This is a genomic window from Bartonella tribocorum CIP 105476, from assembly GCF_000196435.1.
Classification (GTDB): Bacteria; Pseudomonadota; Alphaproteobacteria; order Rhizobiales; family Rhizobiaceae; genus Bartonella; species Bartonella tribocorum.
In genome coordinates this window covers 496,027-520,733 of record NC_010161.1, presented here as the reverse complement: position 1 = coordinate 520,733, position 24,707 = coordinate 496,027, and the positions used below count along the sequence as shown (strand labels likewise).

The 24,707-nt window shown below is 39.8% G+C and carries 16 protein-coding genes and 3 pseudogenes; 6 read left to right on the top strand and 13 right to left on the bottom strand.

Annotated features, from left to right (window positions below; genetic code table 11):
* Positions 1-123: 123 nt before the first annotated feature.
* The 12 genes and pseudogenes from BTR_RS02275 to BTR_RS02220 form a co-directional block, all read right to left on the bottom strand.
* Positions 124-708: a transglycosylase SLT domain-containing protein gene (locus BTR_RS02275; RefSeq protein ID WP_012231030.1), complete on the bottom strand. Its 585-nt coding sequence runs from the start codon at positions 706-708 to the stop codon at positions 124-126.
* Positions 708-2,918: a hypothetical protein gene (locus BTR_RS02270; protein ID WP_012231029.1), complete on the bottom strand. Its 2,211-nt coding sequence runs from the start codon at positions 2,916-2,918 to the stop codon at positions 708-710. The genes BTR_RS02275 and BTR_RS02270 overlap by 1 nt, the downstream gene beginning before the upstream one ends.
* Positions 2,911-4,860 carry a hypothetical protein gene (locus tag BTR_RS02265; protein ID WP_012231028.1) on the bottom strand — a complete coding sequence of 650 codons (1,950 nt, stop codon included), beginning with the start codon at positions 4,858-4,860 and terminating at the stop codon, positions 2,911-2,913. Before BTR_RS02265 ends, BTR_RS02270 begins: the two co-directional genes overlap by 8 nt.
* Positions 4,860-5,915, bottom strand: coding sequence for a tail fiber domain-containing protein (locus BTR_RS02260; RefSeq protein ID WP_012231026.1), 1,056 nt, complete (start codon positions 5,913-5,915; stop codon positions 4,860-4,862). The genes BTR_RS02265 and BTR_RS02260 overlap by 1 nt, the downstream gene beginning before the upstream one ends.
* Before the next feature lies 1 nt (position 5,916).
* Positions 5,917-6,300 carry a hypothetical protein gene (locus tag BTR_RS02255; RefSeq protein WP_012231024.1) on the bottom strand — a complete coding sequence of 128 codons (384 nt, stop codon included), beginning with the start codon at positions 6,298-6,300 and terminating at the stop codon, positions 5,917-5,919.
* A gap of 41 nt (positions 6,301-6,341) precedes the next feature.
* On the bottom strand, positions 6,342-7,799 hold the full coding sequence (locus BTR_RS02250; RefSeq protein WP_012231022.1) for a hypothetical protein: 1,458 nt from the start codon (positions 7,797-7,799) through the stop codon (positions 6,342-6,344).
* Positions 7,799-8,497, bottom strand: a complete 699-nt coding sequence (locus BTR_RS02245; RefSeq protein WP_012231020.1) for a phage adaptor protein — start codon at positions 8,495-8,497, stop codon at positions 7,799-7,801. Before BTR_RS02245 ends, BTR_RS02250 begins: the two co-directional genes overlap by 1 nt.
* A gap of 74 nt (positions 8,498-8,571) precedes the next feature.
* Positions 8,572-9,030, bottom strand: a complete 459-nt coding sequence (locus BTR_RS02240; protein WP_012231015.1) for a hypothetical protein — start codon at positions 9,028-9,030, stop codon at positions 8,572-8,574.
* Between the two features lie 19 nt (positions 9,031-9,049).
* The gene (locus BTR_RS02235; RefSeq protein ID WP_012231014.1) at positions 9,050-10,192 is read right to left on the bottom strand and encodes a N4-gp56 family major capsid protein; all 1,143 of its coding nucleotides are present in this window, start codon (positions 10,190-10,192) and stop codon (positions 9,050-9,052) included.
* Between the two features lie 97 nt (positions 10,193-10,289).
* On the bottom strand, positions 10,290-11,186 hold the full coding sequence (locus tag BTR_RS02230; protein WP_012231013.1) for a hypothetical protein: 897 nt from the start codon (positions 11,184-11,186) through the stop codon (positions 10,290-10,292).
* A 16-nt stretch (positions 11,187-11,202) separates the two neighbouring features.
* Positions 11,203-13,257, bottom strand: a complete 2,055-nt coding sequence (locus tag BTR_RS02225) for a portal protein (protein ID WP_012231012.1) — start codon at positions 13,255-13,257, stop codon at positions 11,203-11,205.
* Positions 13,242-13,679 (bottom strand): annotated as a pseudogene (locus BTR_RS02220) (PBSX family phage terminase large subunit); the annotation flags it as partial. The pseudogene BTR_RS02220 and the gene BTR_RS02225, both read right to left, overlap by 16 nt.
* Positions 13,680-13,854: 175 nt before the next feature.
* Between BTR_RS02220 and BTR_RS02215 the strand changes: the two are divergent.
* The 5 genes and pseudogenes from BTR_RS02215 (at position 13,855) to BTR_RS02200 (ending at position 18,040) form a co-directional block, all read left to right on the top strand.
* Positions 13,855-15,019 (top strand): annotated as a pseudogene (locus tag BTR_RS02215) (tyrosine-type recombinase/integrase).
* A 209-nt stretch (positions 15,020-15,228) separates the two neighbouring features.
* Positions 15,229-15,429 (top strand): helix-turn-helix transcriptional regulator, encoded by a 201-nt coding sequence (locus BTR_RS02210; protein WP_007347209.1) that lies wholly within the window; start codon positions 15,229-15,231, stop codon positions 15,427-15,429.
* Positions 15,430-15,526: 97 nt separating this feature from the next.
* Positions 15,527-15,676 carry a hypothetical protein gene (locus BTR_RS13825; RefSeq protein WP_425276993.1) on the top strand — a complete coding sequence of 50 codons (150 nt, stop codon included), beginning with the start codon at positions 15,527-15,529 and terminating at the stop codon, positions 15,674-15,676.
* Positions 15,618-16,427, top strand: coding sequence for a DUF7146 domain-containing protein (locus BTR_RS02205; protein ID WP_425276992.1), 810 nt, complete (start codon positions 15,618-15,620; stop codon positions 16,425-16,427). Before BTR_RS13825 ends, BTR_RS02205 begins: the two co-directional genes overlap by 59 nt.
* Entirely contained in the window at positions 16,424-18,040 is a 1,617-nt protein-coding gene (locus tag BTR_RS02200) for a YfjI family protein (RefSeq protein WP_012231008.1), read from the top strand. Before BTR_RS02205 ends, BTR_RS02200 begins: the two co-directional genes overlap by 4 nt.
* A 305-nt stretch (positions 18,041-18,345) precedes the next feature.
* Here BTR_RS02200 and BTR_RS02195 read toward each other — a convergent pair whose 3' ends face one another.
* Positions 18,346-18,525, bottom strand: coding sequence for a hypothetical protein (locus tag BTR_RS02195; protein ID WP_038473297.1), 180 nt, complete (start codon positions 18,523-18,525; stop codon positions 18,346-18,348).
* Positions 18,526-18,582: 57 nt separating this feature from the next.
* On the opposite strand from BTR_RS02195, the pseudogene BTR_RS02185 reads away from it, so the two are divergent.
* A pseudogene (locus BTR_RS02185) lies at positions 18,583-23,546 on the top strand (DEAD/DEAH box helicase).
* Positions 23,547-24,707 lie beyond the last annotated feature (1,161 nt).

Genomic DNA, 24,707 nt, shown 5'->3' with positions numbered 1-24,707 from the left:
TCCACCTTTTTGGGTCCACCTTTTAGACCACCTTAATTTTTTGATTTGAGATTTTTTCTTTAATTCTTAATTTTTTTATTGGAACATAAAAAATTATAGACATCAATATGCTCTTGCACATATTTATACGACTTGATTCTTGTTGCTAAAGCCCTGTCTGCCGCGTCTGGGCACCACTTCATTTTGTGCATTCAGCCAATTGCCTTGGGGGGATTGTGTCATACCCTTCAAAGCATCTCCCGTTTTATTGTAAAGCCCATAAATATGATTCATAAAATCCCCTGCGGTTGCCTCCGCATTTCCTCCGTTAAGGACAACTGCTTGACGCCCCAAAAGCTGGCTTGCTGGCATATTGGGATTTTTGATAAGTTTTACAGCCCCTGCTGGTCCTTGTTGGTGTGCCAAATAAAGTTCTGCTGGTGATGGCTCTCTGCCTAATGCTGTGGCTAAATAACGCGTGTTGTCCTTCGTTAATCGTGCCATAGCATCAGTTGCTTGAAAGGGATCAAACTTATTATTCAGTTGATACTGCTTTGCTGTTGAATCGATAAATTGATACAGTCCCCCTGCACTACTATTTTTATTTTTTGCATTTGGGTTACCCTTACTTTCTATCATAGCAACGCGTTCAAGAAAGCTTTCTGGCAAACCATATTTTTGTGCTGCCTGTGAGATAGCACGTTTCACATTGGGATGAAAATTGATCATTAGTTTATAACCGTTCTATCAACACTGCTATTCAAAAGAATGCCAACAAAATTGAGTAATTTTGTGTGATCTTCTTTTGTTATTAAGCGTTTCTTTTCTGCTTCGTGAAACTTCTTAATTAATTCAACAGCTTTTTCTCTTGCTAACCCAAACTCCCCTTTTTCCCGCGCTGTTATGAGAGCCACAATATCCCTTTCAGTCTCTTTATGAATGCCTAAGAGTTTGCGTCTCCATTCCCTTGCAAAAGTTTTCATAGCTGCCTTGATGAGACCAATCTTTCCTATACTCACCCCTTCTATTGTCTTTTCTTCTACTTCACCCATATGGTTTGGCAATCGTGCAAAAAGCTTTGTTCTTTCCACTTCTGGTTGCAACACTTTCATAAGTTGCTTGGCTTTATCCTCACCAAAAATACGCTGTAATTTTTCTTGACCATTTTTTGTGTCAAACAAACTCAAAAGATTGTGGTCAAAATTCTGTGCATTGCCTGCCGCAGTTTCTATTTGTGACCGTACACCTTTTTGAAAAGCCTCTTTTTCCATCAACCCCAAATCTGAAAGTTGTCTGTTGATTGTATCAAGATCAACACTCTTATTCAGTGCTTTTTTTCCTTGCTCCAAAGCATTACCGATAGTACGCTCGTCATAATAAATTTTCCGTGCCTTAATATATTCTGGAGATGATGTATCCAAAACGTCCAGAATGCGTTGTTTGAAATCAGTCAAATCTCGAGCATATCCCCATTTTCCTTTGATACGTGCAGACTTAATTTGATCATCCAAAACCTCTTTCATCTTATGTAAAATTCGCATATTCAGCTTTGGATATCCATTGCTCCCTATAACTGTTGCATCCGCTTCATTTGGCATTCGCGCAATTGCTTTTTTATAGGCTTTTTGGAAGGCAGGAATTTCTTGCAACCGCGATAAATCTTTACTGACAGCATTAGAAATAGGAGAAGCTTTCGCCCTTTCATAAAATGGTTCAGCTTTTTTCTGTGCTTGTTTGATAATCTCTTGCTTTAAATTAAGCGTATCGACCTTTGGACCCATCACATCTGTCAATGCATTCTTTACCCGCAGTACACTCGCATCTTGCCTTTCATTCAAACGATTACTCACAAGTGAATAGGTATCAGGGTCTTTTTTTGCCGCTCTAAAAGCTCTTGCTGCAAGCCCATCATGAAGATCAATAATCATTGAATCAGGACCACGCTGTTTTAATGCCCTCTCAAGCTTATCAACGCCTTCATCCCCTAAAGTCCGGCTTACATCCTTAAACGCTCTATCGCTTATTTGAAATGCTTCTTTTTCTGCCATTTGCGCGGCTTTTGCCGCCATTTCAGCTGGACTTACCGGTCCTCTCAATGCTGCTTTGAGTAATTTTGTCGCAAAAGGTGTCACTTTTGATACACCACTTGCAACAAATGGCGTTGCACCACCTAGCCCTGCACCAAACCCAGCAGACATGAGAGTATCTGCAAACCCTTCTCCCTCACCACTGCCTGCTATTCCGCCATAAATGGCTCCAGTTTTTGCTGCACGCCCCAAGCTAAACTTTGCTGCCTCTTTACTTGCTGCGGCTTTTATTGCTGCTTCACCTGCCGCTTTTGCTGCTGTGCGTTCTGCACCTTCTGCCAAAGCAGATTGCACCGCCCTTTCTCCTGCTGCTAGAGCTTTACTGGTTATTTGTGCTCCTGTGGCACCTGCTCTGCTTCCCAAAAGCACATCAGCTCCAATTGCCGCACGACTAGCAGCTGTAGCTGCTGCTGCGGGTGGAAAGAGGGCAGAAGCAATTACGGGTGCCGCAGCACCCGTTAAATTCCCCGCAAGAGATGCATAAAAATGATCTCGGTTCGCCGCTCTTTGATAATCACGCCATCGCTTTGTCACTTCATTATACTTTTTGACTGCCTCTTTATCTCCCATCCAATAAGCAATAGGACCCACTTCTGATATTCCGGCTATTTCATCATCATAGCCCATAGTTAACCCGTGAAGAGCTCCCCATCCAAAAGCACCCGCAACACTTGGATGTGGACCATCTTCTTCTGTTTCCTCTGTTGCACCATTATTTCCTGTAACAGAACCCCTTAACCTTTCCTTATTTTTTGAAAAAAGCTCTTGAAGCTGTTCTGGTGTATAGTCACTTACATGCCCAATGACTCTCGTATTTTTTCTATGAATGAGAGGAGGAATTAATTCAGCCATTGGTTTGTTTCTCCTTAATGCGTCCATCACTATCAATAAACAGTATGCCTTCCGGCAAAGCTTCTATCTGTTTTTCTAGTAGAACATCTGACTGCGTGTTATTTTCCTTATAAGCATCTTCCCCATAGGCTGCTCGGACGAGTTCGCTTGTTGCCTCTGCACCACCAAAAAGAATTGCTCGTGTTGCCGCATTGGATTTATTGAAAGTGTCAATAACGGTTTTTAAAGATTTTTTCATTTGCTCTGCGGAAAGGTTTTGATACAGTGCCGCTACAGAGTTTTGTAAGGTTTGCAATTCCATATTAGACAAGTTCCCAAAGCCAGATGCACCATTTGGTGAAAATGCTTTCGCTTTTCTCAAGGCATCAATCCCAATATTCGCCTTTAATGAATCAAGCATATGCCCAAAATCTTTTGCCTTAAAACCAGGTATGAACGACCCCCAATAACCCGTAAAACCAGTAACATGCGGGTGTTCCTCAACAATTTTTAGCAATTCTTTAGATGCCGAGAGTATACGATTGGACCTCTCCGCTGTATCCAGAATTTGCATTTGTATTTTTTGATTTTTAATTTCCTGTTCGCGTTGCTCTTGGATTAATTTATGTTCTGCACCACTGCCTGCAATTGGCATCGCACGTATGCCGTTAGGGGCATTTTCATCCTTAACAAGCATATAACCCGCTTCAGGCTTTGACAGCATGCTATCAGCATCACCTCCTAGTCCAGAAGCAATGGAACGTTGTCCCCCTTGGACTGGGATAATTTTTCCGGTGCTTGTTGAGACTTGGAAAGCCATATCCTCAGGCAATCCCTGCTCTGCCTTTTCTTCCGCTGTGAGTGTTCTATAGCCTTCTTGGGGGCTTAACGTGTTGCCTATGACCTTCTGAGCAAGATCTGGATATTGCGCAACTGCTTGTGCGTCTTCATTACTATACCCTTTTGAACGCAAAAACTCTAAAGTTTTCTGACTATCGCTTGCCTGAGGGCTTAATGTGCTGCCAATGATTTTCATGGCAAGATCAGGGTATTGTATAATTGCTTGCGCATCTTTATCGTTATATCCTTTAGACTGTAAAAATTGCAAAGTTTGTTTATGTTGTGCGCGTTCCTTGTTTCCCTGCCGCATAAGAATAGATGCATTTGAAAAACTTTCCTGTGGTGTCTTTCCTAACGCAAGCCCCGCAAAAAAATCCATGAGATGCTCGGAAAATTCTGATTTTCTAAAACGCTCCCATAAGTTGCTTGGATTTTCGTCTTTATGGATAAAGTTCCCAACGGCGTTTACATAATCCGTTGCTTGTTCTGGCATATCATTTGTTTTTAAATGTTCTTCTTCTGAAATAGGCGTATGAGAAAGTGTTTCTTCATTGATAGGGCTGCTTCCTTGCGGATTTTCTGTCATAAACTGCCTATTGCTTTGCGCAATATAATCCATGGCATCTTTCTGCTGTTGCTGTACTCCATTCTCATCAGCTTTATCTGTGTTAGCAACAAACGAAGATTGAGAAGGCAATGTTTCAACGACTTTTTGCTCTGAAATGCCATTTTTATCTTGCTCTACACCCTCTTTCTCTTTGACAAAATAATTTGAATAATCCGGCAAGGGAGGCATTTGGTTTTTTAAATCATCCGTAGACATAATCAATTCTGCTGGCGTTTTTTTCCCAACTTCTCCTCCTTTTTGAGAGCCACGAATAAGCCCACTAAAATCGACTTTTTCTTGCTTATTAGACTCGTCGCTCGCATCAAAAGGATTTGTGCAAAAAGCAGCACGTTCCAAAAAACTAGGCTTGTATCGTCCTTCAAACGGTGTGTTTGAAGGCGTGGAATGTTTTTGAAAAAAATATTTAGGTAATTGAAAAAGACCCTGATGTATTAAAGGACGCAAAACTTTTGGATTCATAAATAGTGATAAAGTATTAAAGCTGTTTTGTTCCATCACTGCACCCTTTCCATTTCAAATCCAAGCTTGCTATAATCCACATGCAAAAAACCTGTCGCATTATTGTAAAAAACAGCTTCAGGTTTTGATTTCAAAACATCTTGTGCCATCACCCCGCGATAGCGCTCTGGATAACCCTTGTAGTTGTATTCATAGAGTGTATAGCCATTTCTCTGTCCAGCTTCTGTGATGTTTTCTTTTGCTCTGGTGTCGCTAAGCCCAGCAAAAGTACCAAGGATAGTTCCAACATTTCCAACGATCTCCCATGGATTAGGTTTTGGCTGCGGAGTCAATGTCGTCATTTGTCCTGTTCGCGTTCCATAATTTCCAGCAACAGCCCCACCAGCTGCGAGCAACTTACTTAACTGGTCCCAATCAAGATTGTTCTGCTGCTCCCATTTTTGCCGCTCTTCATCCAATTGCCGTTGATGATTGGCATCAAGCACACTCCCTCCCGTCAACGCATTGAGATTTGCCTGACCTTGACCTTGAAAGAAGTTATTGGCACCCGCCAACTGATTTTGGTTTGCTTGATCAATGAGACCATTGGCATTCATCATGTTGTTGACATCTTGGTTATATTGCTGTGAGAGAGCTTGTGTTGCTATGCCCCCCAATTCGTTAGCAAGAACCCCAGTATGCGCACCCGAACCATAACGCCCCGCCCCCGAAAGTGAACTGTTAATCGTGTCTGTTGCTTTATTTAATGTGTTTTGAAGTGCTTCATTAAAATAAGGGTTATTGCCTATTTGCTGCCCTGAAGCCATATTTTTTAAGTTTTGGCTTGTTGAATTTTGCCCTGTGGCTAATCCATTTAAAATGTTGTTATCATAGTTATGCGTATTATTGCTAAGCCCATTAATCGCATTCTTTGTTTGATCACTTAAACCCGCAACACGCTGCCCGTCATAAACAGCTTTTCCACTGCCTTGGTTATAAAAAGTCATGGCATCTTGAGCTGCGTGTTCAAAAATACCTTTTGCCCATTCAGGAGGGGCATTTGTTTGCGTCGTGTTTTGGGTATTCTGAATTGGTTTTGAACTTTTTCCCATGTTAAAGCTGCTTTCTATATTCTAAAAGATTAACGAAATAGCCATGCGATTTAAGGGATTTTTCCCACCCACGCCGACCGATAATGATAAGTTCTTTCGCCCCTTTTTCTTTGTAATAGGCTTCAATTTGGGGAATAAGCTTCGTTAAGGGCGCTCCTCCTTTTCCCCCAAGCGTAATAATAACCGCTCGCAAAACTCCAGTGACAAGTTTTTGTAATTCTGTTGTGACATGCGCCATAAAATTTTCCTGCTCATCCACAATAATCCAGAGAAGTTTATCTCCCTTCAAAATATCATTTAAAATAATCTCTGGAGTATAATCATCAGGGAATTTTTTATGAAAATAAGATATTGATTTTATAACCTTATCCAAATAGGGCGCCATTTGTTCAACACTCCATTTTTCGGTGTTATAAATTTTAAAATTCATCTTATGCCTGCGGGTTTTAGCGTCACATCAAAGCCTGTTATATGAGTCCATGGTGTGCTTTCTGGTATCCTAAGTCGCAAAGCGTGATAGCGTGCCCTAGAGCGAATATTGTACATCCCACTACTATAGCCCGCATAACGCTCTTTCGCCCAATTTAATTGACTTCTATTATCAATGATAAAAGCAGCTCCAACGCTTAAAAGACCATTTGTCGTATCTGCTTGAACAAAAGCCTCATTCATAAGATTAATCTGTCTGCCTGTATCTCCTACAGTTTGTGAAGCAATGACAGCTTCCATAGGAGAACCAGCAAAAAAACCAAATCTATTGTCTTCTGTAAACGCTCCCAACATTGGCGCGCCATTTTGCCACATTTTACTATCAAGAGAAGCACGTAAATCTCTCAAGCATTCTTGTACTTCGTCTAAACCTTCTAATGTATAACCTGCCGCAAAGAGAGGAAATAAGAGAAGTCTCTGACCTTTGATGACGCTCCATATTTGCAAAAGCCAATCATAAACATAGATATTCATCCCCATCATATCGTCATTTATAGAAAAATAAACGCGTGAATAGACCGGATCAATACAGGCTCTCATCTCATCAATGGCAAAGTTATTGTACAGCGTAAAGATTGTTTTATCGACTTTGCCAAAGCCAATAGGCAACATCTCACCGGTATTGTTGATTTGATAAAAACCATCATCAGAAACAAAAAAAGTATAGTCTCCACGACTTGTAATTGCCGTGCTACTTTTTGCCCCTATTTTGTCTTTTATTTTGACAAAACTAAATATTATTTTAGATCCTGGAACGAAGGTTGCATGATAAATAGCAGAACGCATAAAAATAAGCGGGTTGGTTGCTTGCGTTGCTCCTTGTATATATTCTCCATCTGGAAAATCCTGATAATCGCAACTTTTCTCACCAACCTTCCAGTGTGTTGCATCATTGAGACCTGACCAATGAACGCGATTTGGCTTATCTGTTAATTTCATCAAACAGACAAAATCTCCCCAAATACGAACAAGTCCAGCACGCGGGGGATTCCCTCCTAAATCCTCAAATCTCTCTGCTGTCTTTAAGGCGAATATTTGCGGTGTATCATTGTTATTAACGGCAATGATATAATCACCAAAGACGGCAAAAGACCAAGGTGCCGTTTCATTGGCGTGATATTGTTCCCCAAGCTTGCTAATATCTTTCCAGCCGCGCGTGCTGTTATCATATTCGTAAAGTTTTGTTGATGTCCCTATAATAATCCGCACACCACTCAATGATCTTACTGCATAGACCCCCAAAATAACATCCGGAAAAGGTTCTGAAACCGGCGCAACTTTGGGAACTGGAATATAGGAATTGGGTGCTGGTAAAACGTTCACGATCTCACTAGAATAACCGCTATTAATAAATGCAACATCTGGTCTAAACTCAGCAATAGGAATAAAGGTCATCAGAAATCCGTATGTTGAACTCTCAACAAATTCTTGCGCCGTGAAGTCTCAATTTGTAGCGCATCAAGTTGCTCTTGGAACATGGCAAAAGCTGCAGCTGCCATCTGTGGTTCTTTAATAATATTGGTATAAATTTCATATTTTGCACGCGTTTTGATCAGTTCATAGGCTTCCAAAAACCATATTGAAGCTTCTTGCGCACTCTCAATGTCTTTTATTCTTATCGGATCAAAAATAAGCCTGATAGAATAAATTCGGTCTGGGATTGGATACAAAATAAGCTTTTGTTCAAAATAACTGTATCGCGTAGGCATGCTATGGTTACAATCATTCACAAGGCTCTCAATAACAAGCGGGTCTGTATGCAAAAGCTTTGATTTGCTGTGATTATCCTCATAAATGTACGCATCAACAATACGAACAGCAGCTGGAATAACTGGATTTTCCTCAGCGCCATAACGGCTTTTGCCATTCATAGTGGTCAAAACAACTTCACGGCTTTCATTGAAATAAAAAGGCAATCGTTCACAAAACCGAATAGCCGAAAATATCGCCTTTTGAACTTGGTCAATATATTCATCTGTTTGATCATCAATTTCATCCTGAATATCATTCACCATCTGAATGAAATTTTTATCATGAGGAACAATGGTCTGTTTGTCTCCAATCGGACCACCCGTCTGTACTATTATTGTCATATGACTCTCTTCCAAATGCCTTAGAATATCTTGAGAGAAGAGGGGACGCAAAAAACAAACGCCCCCTTATGCCTTTAACGATTGGTGTAAAACTCAACAATCACCTCAGCATCACCTTTGGTGCTTTTCTTGTCTCGCGTCATATAAATCGCATTTTCAGCTTCTAACGGAACATCTCGTTCCTCCACAGGCAGGTACAGATTGCCATCATAAGATTGTGAAAGATTTGTCTGTCCATAATCGTTACCATGAGGCTCTTTTCCAAATGTAGCTGTTACATCTTCAAAATCCTCCATGATATAAGCTGTAATGCTTTTGATAAAAGCCCCGCGGGGTAGAACACCAATTTTCGTTATCAACCCTTGATCTGTACATTTAACACGTGCCCGAAAAAAACTAACCTGCTGTGTACAATTGTTGCGTCCTTGCAAAGGAGGAGGCAAGCCCTCATCTATCATGCCAACAGTCTCAACGGTTTCAACAGTCTCACCGGTTTCATCAGGTTCCTGTGTAATTAGCGATTTTTCTGCCATAATTGCCATCCTTTAATAATTAGCTTGCTTCAGCAAAAGAAGGGATAACAATGGTACCAAAATCCTGTCCCCCTTGATCAGAATGAGGCAAGGTGTAGCGTGATTTTTTCATGCCTATAATGGTTTTAGCTGCAACCCCAAATTCACGTTGATAATCAAACAGTTCTTCAACAAGTTTATAGCGTGTTCCCCCTTTCCCATCGCCTCCTGTTGCTCCATTGCCAACGCGCCCATAAGCCATGATAACACTTTGTGCACCAAGCAACACAGCACGGCGAACAGATGTTACAGGCTCTTGTGTCTTTGAATTGATACCATTGGGGACATGTTCAGCTTCACGTAAGATAACTCCATTATACATCCCCAGAGAGCCCTCAAAAATTGGGTTCTGAGACCGTGAACCATCATAAGCTGCCTTGGTAATGTCTAACCATTGCCCGCTCTTTGTATTGGTACGCAATTGGGTCACCTGTGTTGGGTGGAGATACATCACATATGCCGATTTTCCATCAACACGAACAGGGCGCAAACGTGGATTAGCAAGTTTAGCGCGTTCAACAGCCTGATCTATAAGATCTAATGTAAAAACATCGTCTTTTGTAAGTTCTTCATCAGTCTTTTTCTTATTCGGGCGAATAATACGCAATTTGCTTGGCTCTAATGGAGCATTAAAACCATAATGAACCGGTTTAAGCGTTATAGTACGTCCTTCAAAGTGAATCCATGGTGCTGTATAACCTGCTGCCTGAATGAAGAACATCAAACTTAAGCGGTCTGCATACCAATCAACAAGTCCATCCTTTGCTTCTGTTCGTAAATCAAATAAGACACGTTGTTGATCAATGGTGCCTTCATATTTTACGCGTACAGCATGAGAAAGCTCGTTAATACGCACCGTTTCATTCATAAACTGGAGTGCTTCTTCATTCCCCTCCAGTGTTTGTCCCTCGCTAACGCCATCCCCCATCAGTTGGACTCTTAATCCGCTCGTCACAGAGTCACCAGCGGATTTTCCTAGCATATCCAACACTTGAATAATGCTGTTTTTTCCTTTTCCCATCAGCGGTGCAATGGGCAACGCTTTTGAAGTTTCTGTGTTTAGCATCTTAGCCCAAACGCCAACGGCTAATGGGTCATTAAGATTTACCTGTGTTACTGCCATTTCAAACAATGCCTTTCTTGGTTTTTAAAACTCGCCTTGCGGCATAACCAAACGATAACAATCACTTGGTTATCTCTGTTGCGCCACCACGCACATCTCACGCTCTGCTCATAATTTGCTCAAATTTTTCGGGATTTTTCTCCACCCATACAGCAAATTCGGCTTCTGGCATGGAAAAGAGTGTTTTCACGTCCATACCACCTGTTGGAACTTGTCCACCACGCGCTGTAAGTGTCCGCGCTGCTTGAGAGCGCTCTTGAAGGGTTTCCACGTCATCCTTTATTGGTGCTCCACTATAGCCAAAAGCCTTTGCTTTTTGCACCAGCACCTCTATTGGGTTTATACTGGCTTTCTGACACTGCTGGCATATTTGACGTAATTCAGCACCAATTTGCTGTTGCCGCGCTGCGGGATCTCTCCATTGTGGATAAAGATCTGCCTGCGCTTGTAGGACACTATCTGCTCTTTCGTAGAGATAATCGGTGATACTGTCTAAATCTGGATATTTATCTTGTACCTGCGCTTTGGATTCTTCAAAATAATCCCCTAACTGCTGGCGTTCATATTCCTCTTGATTCAAACGTTCTTGGCTCTCTCTTATACGAGAAAACTCATCAAGCAATTTCTGTTGTTCCTGTACCTTATGACTAAGCCATGCAACATGTGCTTTTGGATCATCTTCTAGGGTAGGAATATTTTCATCGCGGCGTCTTACCACCTCTTCTTGCATTTGTGCATATTTCTGCGCAAACTCAATGGCAAGTTCACGCGCTTCCATAGCATTTTGCTCTGCCTTTTGGCGTGCTTGTCGTTCTTGCTCTATCACACCAGAATGGGGCTCTTCGCCAACCGGTTCGACAGGGGGCTGTTCAAAACTTTCTTCTGCTTCAAACACCTCTTCAACTTGCTCAGGCTCGACTAACTCAACAGCATGATCACTGGCAAAATGTTCGTCATAAATTGCTTGTTCTTCAGGTGTAAACTCTTCTTCCATATTCTCTTTTGCTCCTTTAATAGATTTGCGCTCTTGCTGTTGTTGCTCGATACTGTTCCAACTGCGCTCGATACGCCTTTCGCTCTAGGTCGCGCTGCGCTATCTCATTTTTTGCCTGTTGAAGTTCTAGCTGCATGCGGGCTTGTTCTTGTTTCAAGAAAAGTTCAATATTTTTCTGCTGCAACGCTACCTGCTTTTGTTGTGCATCAAGTTGATAAAGTGTGCCCTTTGCTTGTGCTTCTTGCTGGAGAGCAGCAATCTTTGCTTGTTGCTCTGGAGTTAATTGTGCTCCTTGGTTTTGTTGCATCATTTGCTGCTGCTGTTGTTCTTGTTGTGCCTGCTGTGCTTTTGCCGTTAAATTTGCCACCAATGTTGCCGGTAGTGGAGAAAGCTTTAAAAGATCTGGAATCATCTCCGGTGTTAAGAAACCACCAAGCAACGGCAACATTTGCGTAATTGCCGCAAAAGTTCTCTCTTTTTCATTGGGGCTTGTTGGTGAATCATCGACAATAATGTCGTATTCAAGCGTTGTGACAGCTTCACGTGTTAATGGAACATACTGCGCATTTTCTGGTCCAGAAATTCGAACCAAACGCCCATCGGAAAGATAGTTTTGAATCAGATAAAGGATAATCTTTCCCTGTCGACATCGATAAAGCTTAAGATTATCAAATAAGCCAGCAAGCAAATTAAGCGTTGATTGCCGGCGTGTATTTTCTAACACATTTGCTTGATTAACCTCTCTTGTGCCTATAAACTCCGCCGACAATCCTGTGACATGTGTTATTGCTTCACGCGATTCATTAAACAACTGAAAAAAGCCATTAGGGAATTGTGCACTTGGCTTTGGTTGGATTTTTCCTCCTGTAAGCGCCCCGTTTTTAACCCACGTAATCGTATCGGTTCGTGTCCAATTTTCTAATGCTTGGCGCTCATCATCAAAAGCTCCACGTTCTGCCATCAAACCACCTTTGGCTTGACTGTTTAAAATATACATGACTTGGCTAAAATATTTATTCGACCATTTTTGCGGATCTTTTGCGGGGCGAACAATCCCGTAAAACTGGTTTTTAAGCTTATCCAGTGTGCCTGTGATACATTCCCAGCCAAGCTGTCCATCTGGTGCTAAGGGTTTATCCGGCTTTGCTAAAAGACGCCGTCCCAGAAAAGCGCGCTTGATCACCTTTTTATTAAAACGCACCCCTTGTAGTTGTGGTGAAACCCTTTGAAGCTGTTCAAACTCTTGTTTACTATAACTGCGCATCTGTCCTGTTTGAAGATCAGGTGCCTTGAAATAAGCTTCATATTCAAACCAACGGCATTCAACCAGCGTAACATAGCGTTTTTCAAAAGCCGACTGTGATAAAGAATCTGCATTGGCATGATCATTATAAGCATCAAGTGAGACATGATACTCCTCACAAGCGGTTGTATTATCTGTTGTCCAATCAGCATGGAGATCTTCAACAGCCACATCAGGAAAAAGACTTTTAGCATCCTCAATGGGTTTACGATCAACATACCACATACGCTGCGCATCAATGAGATTGGGTCTTACGGCATTGGCATCCCATACCATTTTCAGTGGATCTAAACGCTGGACAGCAGGAATTCCTTCAGGTTCTGTTTCATAATCAAGCCGTGTATCTGTCCAGCCCATGCCGCAAATGACCATATCTTGAAAAGCATCGGAATCGGCATATTCCGCCTCTGCCTCATCACGAAACCATTCTGCTGCTCCAGTGAGTAATTCATTGGATATTGCGGCTCCTGCTTGCCTTGGTTGAAACTGTACTTCACGCTTGTTATTACGTTCAGCCCCAACAATTGCGTTAACAAGGGGGGCAATACGGTTAAAGGTCATAACAGGGCGGCGTTGCGCCTTCAAAACCGCAAGATCTTCTTCAGCCCATTGACGACCATTATAAAAATCAAAATCTTCACGCGCTTGTTCACGCCATTCATTGACGTGTTCAATATCTTCCTTATACCAAGATTTTAAGCGCCTATAGAGTTCATATTCATCAAAATCTGCCGTTTTTTTAGAGTTATAACTTAGAATGCCATCCATGATGCCGCTTCTCTTTCTATAGCGCGATAACGTTCTTGTTGCGGTTTAATGCGTGGTGCTTCATAAACAATGCACATCAATCCAAAAGCATCTGCACCATGACTGGACCAATCATGTTCTGCTCCCAAACCAATATTACGCTTCTCATCCCATTTCTCATGATACCAATTCAGTGCCTTACGCCCTGCTACAGTCGTCTCTTCATTGAACCAAACTGAAGGCAAAATACGTCGCACTGCCTCTATTCGCATTTTGACAGCCCCAGCCCCTTGATTAGGAATGACCTGCGTTTCAAAACCCGCATCATTTAAAGCACTCTCAAAACTCACATTGTGCACACGGTCTCTGGTCGCACCATCATGGGGGAGAACCATCAGTGCCTTCTCATAGCCATTGTGACGCAACCAACCGATATGTTCCGTACAAGATATTGATTTATAATGATAATTCACTGTTTTGTATGTTGAGTGAGAGTCTCGAATATCGTAAGATTCTCTCATTTCAAACCTGCTTATCTTGAATCAATCAAGACCACTCATTTGCACATAACAAGTGGGATGAGTGTGTGGATCAAATTTGTATAAGAAAGGACTAAAAATGGCTCTTATGAACCGTCTTAATGCAAGGTCTGTCGCAACATTGGGGGCTGGCAAATATAATGATGGTGCCGGCTTGTTACTTCATAAGCGTAAAGATGGGGGTGCTCAATGGCTTTATCGTTATACCATTCACGGGCGCCGCCGTGAAATGGGCTTGGGTGCCTTAAGACATGTTTCTTTAAAAAAAGCCCGTGAATTGGCAAACCAATGGCGTTCTGTTTTGCATGAGGGTCGTGACCCCATTAAAGAACGTGAGAAACAAAAGCGTGAAGCAATGCGTAATCTCCATTATTTAAAAGATATTGCCTTGGATACTTTTGAAAGTCGGAAAGCTGAATTAAAAGGTGACGGTAAAGATGGACATTGGTTTTTACCATTACGCCTTCATATTCTCCCTAAATTAGGCTGTCTGCCCGTTTCTGAGATTACGCAAACAGAAATACGCAATACCCTTGCTCCTATCTGGCATACAAAAGCTGATACCGCGCGTAAAGCACTGAATCGTCTTAATCTTTGTCTCAAACATGCGGCTGCCTTAGGATTGGATGTTGATTTACAAGCTGTAGAAAAAGCACGCGCGCTCTTAGGCAAACAACGTCATAATGTTATTAATAGACCAGCCATGGATTGGAGAGATGTGCCGGCTTTTTATCAAACGCTTTGCCAAAAAATAACTATGACACATTTGGCTTTGCGGTTGCTTATTCTGACAGGAGTTCGTACTAATCCCTTACGTCATATTCGTGAAAATCAGATTGATGGGGATATATGGACTATCCCTGCTGAAAATATGAAAGGAAAGCGTGATACAACAAAAGAATTTCGCGTGCCCTTATCAACAGAGGCATTAGATATTTTAAAACAAGCGCGTTTGCTCTCTCGCAATGATTTCTTTTTTTCTGCTAAAGGTCGCGGTCCCCTTGGTGTAAATTGTATGGCTCAATACATGCAGCAAACTGGTCTTAAAGCCTGCCCCCATGGTTTTCGCTCTAGTTTACGTGATTGGCTCGCTGAAACAACCGATGCCCCCTATGAGGTCGCTGAAACCATTTTAAGTCATACGGGGCGGTAAAGTAGAGCGTGCCTATCGTCGTACTGACTATTTAGAACAGCGTCGGGTCTATATGGATAAATGGGCGGCTTATGTCACTGGTCAATCTTAAGATATGGGGTGCATAACCCCATGATCTGTGGATAACTTTAGCTCTCTTTTCTCTCATTCTCTCTCAATAAGACTCATAAATCATCACATCAGAAATTGTATGATAAAATATTGTTTTCTATAGACTAAATACCTTTCCAATGATTCAAAAATATGGTTAATAAATGCTTATGATTTGTTACCATTTTTTTATTATGAAAGGATTTTAGAATGACAGAAAATGATATTCTTTTAACAGACCGTGAAAGTGCAAAATTGCTTCATATGAGTGTCTCAACATTCCGCCGTCATGTGACCAATGGCTCTCTCCCAAAACCTTTAAAATTCGGTTTTTTATCCCGTTGGTTACAATCGGATCTTTTGAATGTAATCGAACAAGCGAAACAGCAACGTCAAAGTGACGCGGCATAAAAAAACCTTGTCACGTAAGGACGGACAAGGCTTTCTCAAACTCATCACCCTCACAATAGCACAATCCGTCCTGTGACGCAACGTTATAGGATTAAAAATGATGTGTTCTTTTAAGAATGCGCGGGGCATCACACGTGCTGTGCCGAGGGTTTGGCATGGGCGTTATGGACTTGCTCATTGCCCTGCTCATGATGATAGGCTGCCTAGCTTATCCCTTGCCAATGGAAATGATTGCCAATGGAAATGATGGGCGTCTTTTACTCTATTGTTATGCTGGCTGCTCTTTTAGAGAGATCATACAAGCGCTTATTAGAATTGGGCTGCTTGGAAAACAAGCTTATACTCATATGCTTTCTTTCTCAAAACAGTTTTGTGCTGATCTCAAACAAGCAAAACGAAAAGCAGAGAGAGCAAAAGTAATTTGGCAACAAAGCCAACCAATCAAAAATACTTTAGCAGAAACCTATTTACGTATGCGGGGGATCACGTGTGATTTGCCTACTGATTTACGCTTTTACGACAAATGTCTACACCTCTCTGGAGTTAAACTGCCCGCGTTGATTGCTCTTGTTAAGGGGGCTGGTTTCTTTGCCATTCATAGAACCTTTTTACAAAACAATGGCTGTAAAACAGATCAAAAACCAGCCAAAGCCATGTTGGGATCTGTAACGGGTGGCGCGGTGCAATTAAGTCAAGGTAATCCAAAACATCTGGTCATTTGTGAGGGCATTGAAACCGGTCTGGCTCTGCTGTCTGGGTTGTTATCAGAGCCCGTGAATTTATGGGCGTCTCTTTCAACCCATGGCATGATGCATGTGAATTTACCCGATACCAAATCCCGTCTCACCATTGCAATGGATGGTGATGAGGCTGGTCGTAAAGCAGGTTTTACCCTCGCTGCACGTGCTTATAGACAAGGCTTTGAGGTTTTTATCATGCAAGCCCCCTATGGTCTAGATTTCAATGATGTTTTGATACTGAAAGGTATAAATAAATGAGAGAGAATAACAACAATATTGTCGATACCAACAATCAAAATGTTTCATGCAATAATAACGATAATGTTTTTTTAAATGATAAGACTTGTTTAGAAGCCATTCCTTATAAACAAGCATTGCAACAAAATGGTTGGGGGGAATTGCAATCGATTAATACGGCTCTCTTACACGTCGAGCCTTTTAGCTTATTACAGTTGCCAACGCCATTAATGAACTATGTTTATGACGTTGCGGATAGCCAACAAGCCCCTATGGATTTTATTGCTATCTCTGCTCTCTGTGCTTTGGCTGCTGTGATTGGCAATGGCGTGCGGGTTGCCCCAAAACAACATGCCAATTGGAAAATTGTTCCTAATCTCTGGGGTGTCATTGTGGGGGAACCTTCGACCATGAAAACAGGTACCATGGACGCTGCTTTAGAACCTCTCTATGAATTTCAAGATGAATGGCATCAAGAGTGGGTAAAGAAGAAAAAACAGCAAGAAACAAAAGAGATTCTTAGTGAATTAGATAAACGAGAAAAGAAAAAACAAGCCTATAAAGCACTCAAAGATCAAGATGAAGAACAAGCCCTTGCTCTTCTTTCACAAGCTCTTGAACACAAAGAAAGTGAGGAAGATGATAGTTCTATAAAACGACGCCTTATCGTCAATGATGTGACCGTTGAAAAGCTTGGGGAACTCTTAAAAGAAAACCCCCGTGGTCTCTTGTTGGTGCGTGATGAACTGGCTGGTTTTTTAGCCAATTTGGAAAGAAAGGAATATCAATCAGACCGTTCTTTCTATCTAACAGCTTTTAATGGCAATAAGTCATACACCTATGACCGTATAGGGCGGGGAACCATTTTTATTCCCAATGCAACTGTCTCTATTATAGGGGGTATTCAACCTGCACGTATTATTCCCATTATTCAAGACATGCACCGTGGAATAAACGATGATGGTCTTATGCAACGGTTTCAAATGCTGATCTTTCCCGATGAACGACAAGAGCAGTTATGGATTGATAGACCTCCCAATCAAAAGGCATGGGAAAGTTATCAAGGGTTTTTTCGTTCTCTTTATGATAAACCATTAGGATCACCAAAATATCCGATAACTATACGCTTTTCTGCCGAAGCCCAAGAAATGTTTCGTGAATGGTGGGAAGATTTCCAGAAAAGAATAAAGAATGGTCATTTCTCATCAAGTTTAAAAGCACATCTTTTGAAAATGAATCAAACCATACCAACCCTTGCGTTGATTTTTGAACTGGCTGATGGTGGGCGTTTTGAAATCAATAGAGATGCCCTTGAAAGAGCCTTGCGATGGGAAAAATATTTATTAAGTCATGTCAAAAGGCTTTATGCGGCGGCGGATAGCTTAGCAACAGAGGGGGCAAAATTAATTGTCGAGCGTTGTGATTGTTTACCCGATGTTTTTACAACAAGGGATATTTATAAACGTGATTGGAAATGTTTCAAAGATAATGGAGCCGTTAAGCAAGCTTTAGAGCTTTTATGCCGTTGTAACTATATACGTGAAATCTCTGAAGACAAGAGCTCACAAGGCGGTCGCCCTACCATACGCTATGAATGGAATCCCTTAGTGAAAAGCCATAAAACATCACACTGAGGCAATTTGGAAATCTTATAGAACATTAACAATATAACAGTGAACTCTTCAAAGCACTCCCCATTATGAGTTTTGGGGGTGCTTTTTATAGGTATTATTTTATTTTTTTAATTAGAAATAAAAGTTATTATATTTCAATATGTTAACGTTTTAAAGAAACAACCTATATTAAATACAATCCGTAAATACAATCTATAATATATATAAAAAGGGGTTTTGTAGGGGTTTTGGGGGGGTAAGAACCTACAAAACCTCTCTATAAAACTTATCAAAATACTTACTTTGATATCTTAAAAGCACATAGTTCATTTGTCTTTTTTATCATAAAACGAATAGCAAATTTTACTACTTTGCTGATCTAACCATGCATCATAGGCTGTGGATAAATAGCCTTTAAAAATCCCTTTTGAAAAAAAATTATCCGTTTTTTCGCATTTTTCTGCGTTTTTTCTCAATTCGTTCAAAATAGATTTAATAAGCTTCATTTTGATTCTTTTGAAAAGAATTAATCCTCTCATACCAAAACGGAGCTCTGTTATAATATGCTGCAATATGTTAACTCTGATCATGAACACGTCACTTTACGCTCCCTTTTACAATCCTATCGTGAACAGGCAACATCAAATGCTCTACGGGGGAAAGTGTTTGAAGATTTTGTGACAAAATATCTTATGTATGACCCTCTCCACTATGGGAGATACGAAAAAGTTGAGAGCTATTATGAATGGGCTAAAGAGCGTGAAGATTGGAATAAAAATGATATCGGTATTGATCTAGTTGCCAAGCTTCGCAATCAAGAGGGTTATGTCGCTATTCAATGTAAGTTTTATCAAGCAGATCATCAGATTAGTAAAAAGGATATTGATAGCTTTATCGCGGCATCTGGAAAAGACATCTTTAAATATCGTCTTCTTGTTGACAGTACGGAAGTGGAATTAAGTGACAATGTGAATGCCATGATTAAAGGACAAGCGATACCCGTTTATCGCATTGACCTTCGTCATATGGAAAACAGTCGGATAGATTGGCAAATATTTGCAACAAAAAAAGAAGTGGTTCTGAAATCAACCAAAGAGCCTGTCCCCATCAAGAAGAAGCCATCAAGAAAGTCTGTGAAGGTTTAAAAGAAGCAGACCGTGGCAAGCTGATCATGGCATGTGGTACGGGGAAGACTTTCACCAGTTTGAAGATAGCAGAAACCCTTGCTGGGAAAGGCAAGCGTGTGTTGTTTCTGGTCCCTTCTCTGGCTTTAGTCTCACAAACAATCCGTGAATGGACAGCCGATGCACAAGTACCTTTGCGTTCTTTTGCTGTGTGTTCGGATACAAAAGTAGGCAAGCGTCGTAAAAACCAAGAGGATATTGTTGGCATGGAAACATCAGATCTTGTTCTCCCTGCTACCACGGATGCACAAACCCTTGCCAAAGAAGCTTGCGAAAACCTAGCAGATGCAATGACGGTGGTGTTTTCAACTTACCATTCTATCCAAGTGATTTCAGATGCGCAAAAAGAGCATGGTTTACCCGAATTTGATCTAATCATTTGCGATGAAGCACATAGAACAACTGGGGCTGTGTTAGGAACAGACAAGCGTGAATCTGAATTTATCAAGGTTCATGATAACAGAATCATTCGGGGTAAAAAACGTCTATATATGACAGCAACGCCTAAGATCTTTAGTGACAAGCTGAAAAGAAATGCTTTCTTATCCAATAACGTTTTGGTGTCCATGGATAACGAAAAACTCTATGGCAAACAACTTTACACTTACAGCTTTTCAAGGGCTTTAGAGGATAAACTGTTATCACCTTGTAAAGTGATCATATTAGTTGTCAATGAAAAAGAAGTAAGTCAATCCATTCAACATCTTATTACCGATAAGAATTATGAACTTATTCTTGACGATAGGACCAAGATTAATGGCTGTTATAGAGCCCTTACTAAAATGGACTTGAAACTTGATCTTGAAGATGACCCCAAGCCTATGCGTAGAGCTTTAGCTTTTTGCAAAGATATTGAGACTTCTAAACGCATATGCAAGGAATTCAAAAAAGAAAAAGTGCAAGAATCTTTGTGCGCCCTTCATAAAAACTATAAAGATACTCCCCCTCTTAACTGTACCCTTGCCCATATTGATGGAACCTTTAGTGCTAAAGAGCGTACAAAACAACTTGACTGGTTAAAGGAAGATGCGGGGGAAAATACGTGTCGTGCGCTCACCAATGTACGCTGTCTTTCTGAAGGTGTTGATGTTCCTGCTCTTGATGCTGTTCTATTTTTACACCCGCGAAAAAGTCAAATTGAGATTATCCAAGCAATAGGACGTGTTATGCGTCGAGCAGAGGGTAAAAAAAGAGGCTATATCATTCTACCCATTGGGATACCCGCTGACATTCCACCAGAAATAGCCTTAGAAAACAACAAAAAGTATAATGTCATCTGGCAAGTTCTCAATGCTTTACGTGCCCATGATGATAACTTTAATAAAATAATTCATCATATGCACAAAAAACAAGACGTAAGCGATACTCTTGAAATCGTTGCTGCTTCTCAAGAACTTGCGTTAGAAGATACGACCACGGTTATTGATGATTTACCTATACGCTCAAAATTAGAGTATTCAGGACTTAATATTGGGTTAGCAACTTACGAATCCTCTCACACATGTGAAGAACAGGGAGAACTCTCCCTTTTTTCTAAAAGTGAAGATGCCATTAGAACTGCTATTGTCAATAGATATTACGACCCTAGCTATTGGAAGAAATGGGCAATAAATGTTGGTGATCTTGCTCAAACCCATATCACACGCTTAACTGAGGTTTTAACAAAATCAGAAACTGAAACACGGCAGGTGTTTAATGATTTTATGACCGAATTGCGGAGCAATTTAAACACAACTATCTCCGAACAAAATGCAATTGAAATGCTTGCGCAACATCTTGTAACGCGTCCAGTCTTTAATGCTTTATTTGAAGGGCATAAGTTTGTTCAGGAGAATCCCGTATCTTGTGCCTTACAACGTGTACTTAATACCCTTGATCAAGTTACTCCTGAAGAATCTCAAGCTCTCAAAAATATTTCTAGGAGTGTACAATTTTACACGCGTGGATTTACCACTCTTGAAGCACAACAAAGCTTAATTGTAGAGCTTTATAATGAATTTTTCCGTTATGCTTTTCCGCGTACAGTAGAAAAATTAGGAATTGTTTATACCCCCATTGAGGTTGTTGATTTTATCATTCATTCTGTTGATGATGTTTTACGCAATGAATTTGGAAAAAGTCTAGGATCACGAGGTGTCTCCATTCTTGACCCTTTCACTGGAACGGGTACCTTTATCACAAGGCTATTACAATCAGATCTCATCAAACCCGAGGATATGGAATATAAATACCGTTATGATATCCATGCAAATGAGATTGTCTTGCTAGCCTATTACATAGCAGCCATTAATATCGAAGCAACCTATCATGGTCTTATGAAAGGAAATTATATCCCTTTCAAGCATATTGGTTTGACTGATACGTTTCGAATGATTGAAAAACAAGATCTTATGGAAGGTATACTCAAAGAAAACAGTGAATATTTGGAACATCAGAAAAAGCTGGATATTAAAGTTATCTTCGGCAACCCGCCTTATTCAACTGGTCAAAAAAGTGCTAATGATAATGCGAAGAATACTCCTTATCCCATATTAGATAATCGTATCAGTGAAACTTATGCTGCTCAATCTGAATCAATCAATATGCAAGCACTTTATGATAGCTATATACGAGCAATTCGATGGGCTAGTGACCGTATAAAAGATTGTGGTATTATTGGTTTTGTGACAAACGCAGGGTTTATTAATGCATGTTCTTTAAATGGCTTGCGAAAGTGCCTTGTTGAAGAATTTAGCAGCCTTTATATTTTCCATTTACGGGGCAATCAACGAACGTCTGGAGAACTTTCGCGAAAAGAAGGCGGCAAGATTTTTGGTTCTGGCTCTCGTGCCCCTATAGCGATTTCTATTTTGGTTAAAAATCCAAATGCACAGCAGCATGGGAAAATATATTTCCGTGATATTGGGGATTATCTCAATAGAGAAGAAAAGCTAACAATAATTGAAAAATTTAGGAGCATTGATGGCATTACACGGAGCAAAAAAGGTTGGCAAATAATTACACCAGATAAACATGGTGATTGGCTTGGTCAACGGGATGACAGTTTCAATGCCTTTTTAGCTATAGGTGATAAGAAACCTCATAGTAAAAAACTGTTTGAGATTTATTCTTGTGGTCTAAAGACCAATCGTGATGCTTGGGCATACAATGCAAGCAATGAAACTCTCGCGAAGAATATGAGTAATATGATTACTTTCTACAATAGTGAAGTGGAGCGTTTTAATGGTGTTTATACACATGATAACGGTAAAACACGTACTAAAACTGTAGATAATTTTGTTAATGCCGATGAAAGCAAAATTAGTTGGAGTATTAATCTTAAGAAACATTTAACTAAAGGAAAGATTTTTGAATTTGAAGATACATGCCTTATTCAAAGTTTATATCGTCCTTTTACACAACAATGGCTCTATTATAATCGTGCCTTTAATGAAATGGTTGCTCAAATTCCATGTATATTCCCGATGGAACAAGCGGTTGAAAATAGAGTAATACAAATTACAGGTACAGGTGCAATGAAAGGATTTTCTGTACTCATGGGTAAGGATATACCTAATTTTGATTCAATAGAAAAAAGTCAATGCTTTCCACGATATTTCTATGAATCTGTTGAATCTTTAAAAAATGAAAAACAAACCCATTTATTTGCAAATTCTACAGAGAAAAACACAACAGCTGGTTTACAGAGGCGTGATGCCATTACTGATGAAGGATTAGCACATTTTAAAGCGGCTTATCCTCATGAAACCATAACAAAAGATGATCTATTCTATTACGTTTACGGAATTTTGCATTCGGAAGATTATCGTGCTCGTTATGCTGATAACCTCTCTAAAGAATTGCCTCGTATCCCGTGTGTAAAGAGTTCTGATGATTTTTGGAAGTTTGTAACAGCAGGGCGTGAACTGGGTCATTTGCACGTGAATTATGAAGATGTAGAGCCTTATCCAGTAACCTTTAAAAAGGGTAATCCAAAATTAACTGACATCTCTAATCCCGAAAAATTCTATTATGTAACTGAAATGAAATTCGCTGGGAATAGTAAGGAAAAGGATAAATCAACTGTTTTTTACAATAGCAATATTACCATAACAGATATCCCTCTTGAAGCTTATGAGTATATAGTCAATGGCAAGCCTGCTCTTGAATGGGTTATGGGGCGTCAATGTGTTAAGACCGATAAAAAGAGTGGCATTGTTAATGATGCCAATCGCTATGCTGTCGAGACCATTGGAAACCCTGCTTATCCTCTAGAATTATTTCAAAGGGTTATTACCGTAAGTTTAGAAACAATGAAAATCGTAAAAAACTTACCAAAATTGGAAATAAGAGAAACTGAATAACTTATAAAGCATGCTCACATAATGGGTATGATAAACGCATAAGGGGTATAGAGCTTATAACCATAATCTATACCTCTTTTGTTAAGTTGATTAGATACAATCTTTAAAAGGATAATTTATCATGCGTTATTCTAAAAAGAAGAAACTTGCACTTTTAGATACTCTCATTTGGATTGCCTTTAAGAGGTTATATCGTAATCTAAAATGATAGCTTTATTGTTTTCAAAAGCTTTGTTTAAAGAGAGTTATATATATATTCATTTTGCTTATAGGTTTTGAAGGTGTAAAAATCGTCACCCCCCCCCTCAAAACGTATATTATTAGTTGAATTTATAGGTTGTGTTATCAATATGGGTTGTTTTTTTAAGGTCTATAAAATCTTAACACATTGAAATATAATGTTTTTAATTTTTATCGTTTTTTTACATAATAGCAGCAACCCTCAAAACTCAAAACCCCGTCAAAACTCATAACCATAATGATCTTGATAGCATCTCTTATGGGTTATAAGCTATCTTTTGAAGGTTTTAAAAGGTCATACGCTTTTCATAAGATACGCTTTAATCACTCACTAAAAATATAATTTTATCTTTTAAAAAGAACTAATCAAAATAACAAAAGCCTATTAAAAGGGATTTTGCTAATCTCTATAATTATCAGTTTCTATTGAGATGTTTTCATAACAATCTATAAATCGTAATTATCCTATATCCTATTTATCGTTTCTCTTATGAGAATGAAAAATAACACTGTGGCTATAAAGAAGATAACAGCTATAGAGAATGCATTGGTTATAAAAAAATCATCTCTATAAAAAGCTGTTAAGTTGCAAATGCGTTATAAACAAAATTCACAAAAAATTTTAAATTCATTTAGTGAAAAAACAGATAGGTTATAAGGATAAAAATACGCATTATGAGAGCGTTTCTAAATATTATAAATGTATAGATTCAAAATATAACGCAATCGTTTCAGAAAGCCCATAATATAGCTTTAAATATATATAAATATAAAAGAAGCAATTCATAAGCATAAGATATTATCAATACACAACGTATTTAAAAAAATATCAAAAAAGATAAAATATCATTTGACAATAAATACGTATTTTGTTATATAAATACTCAAGTGATAGAAACACTTAAACATCAAGCGGGTAGA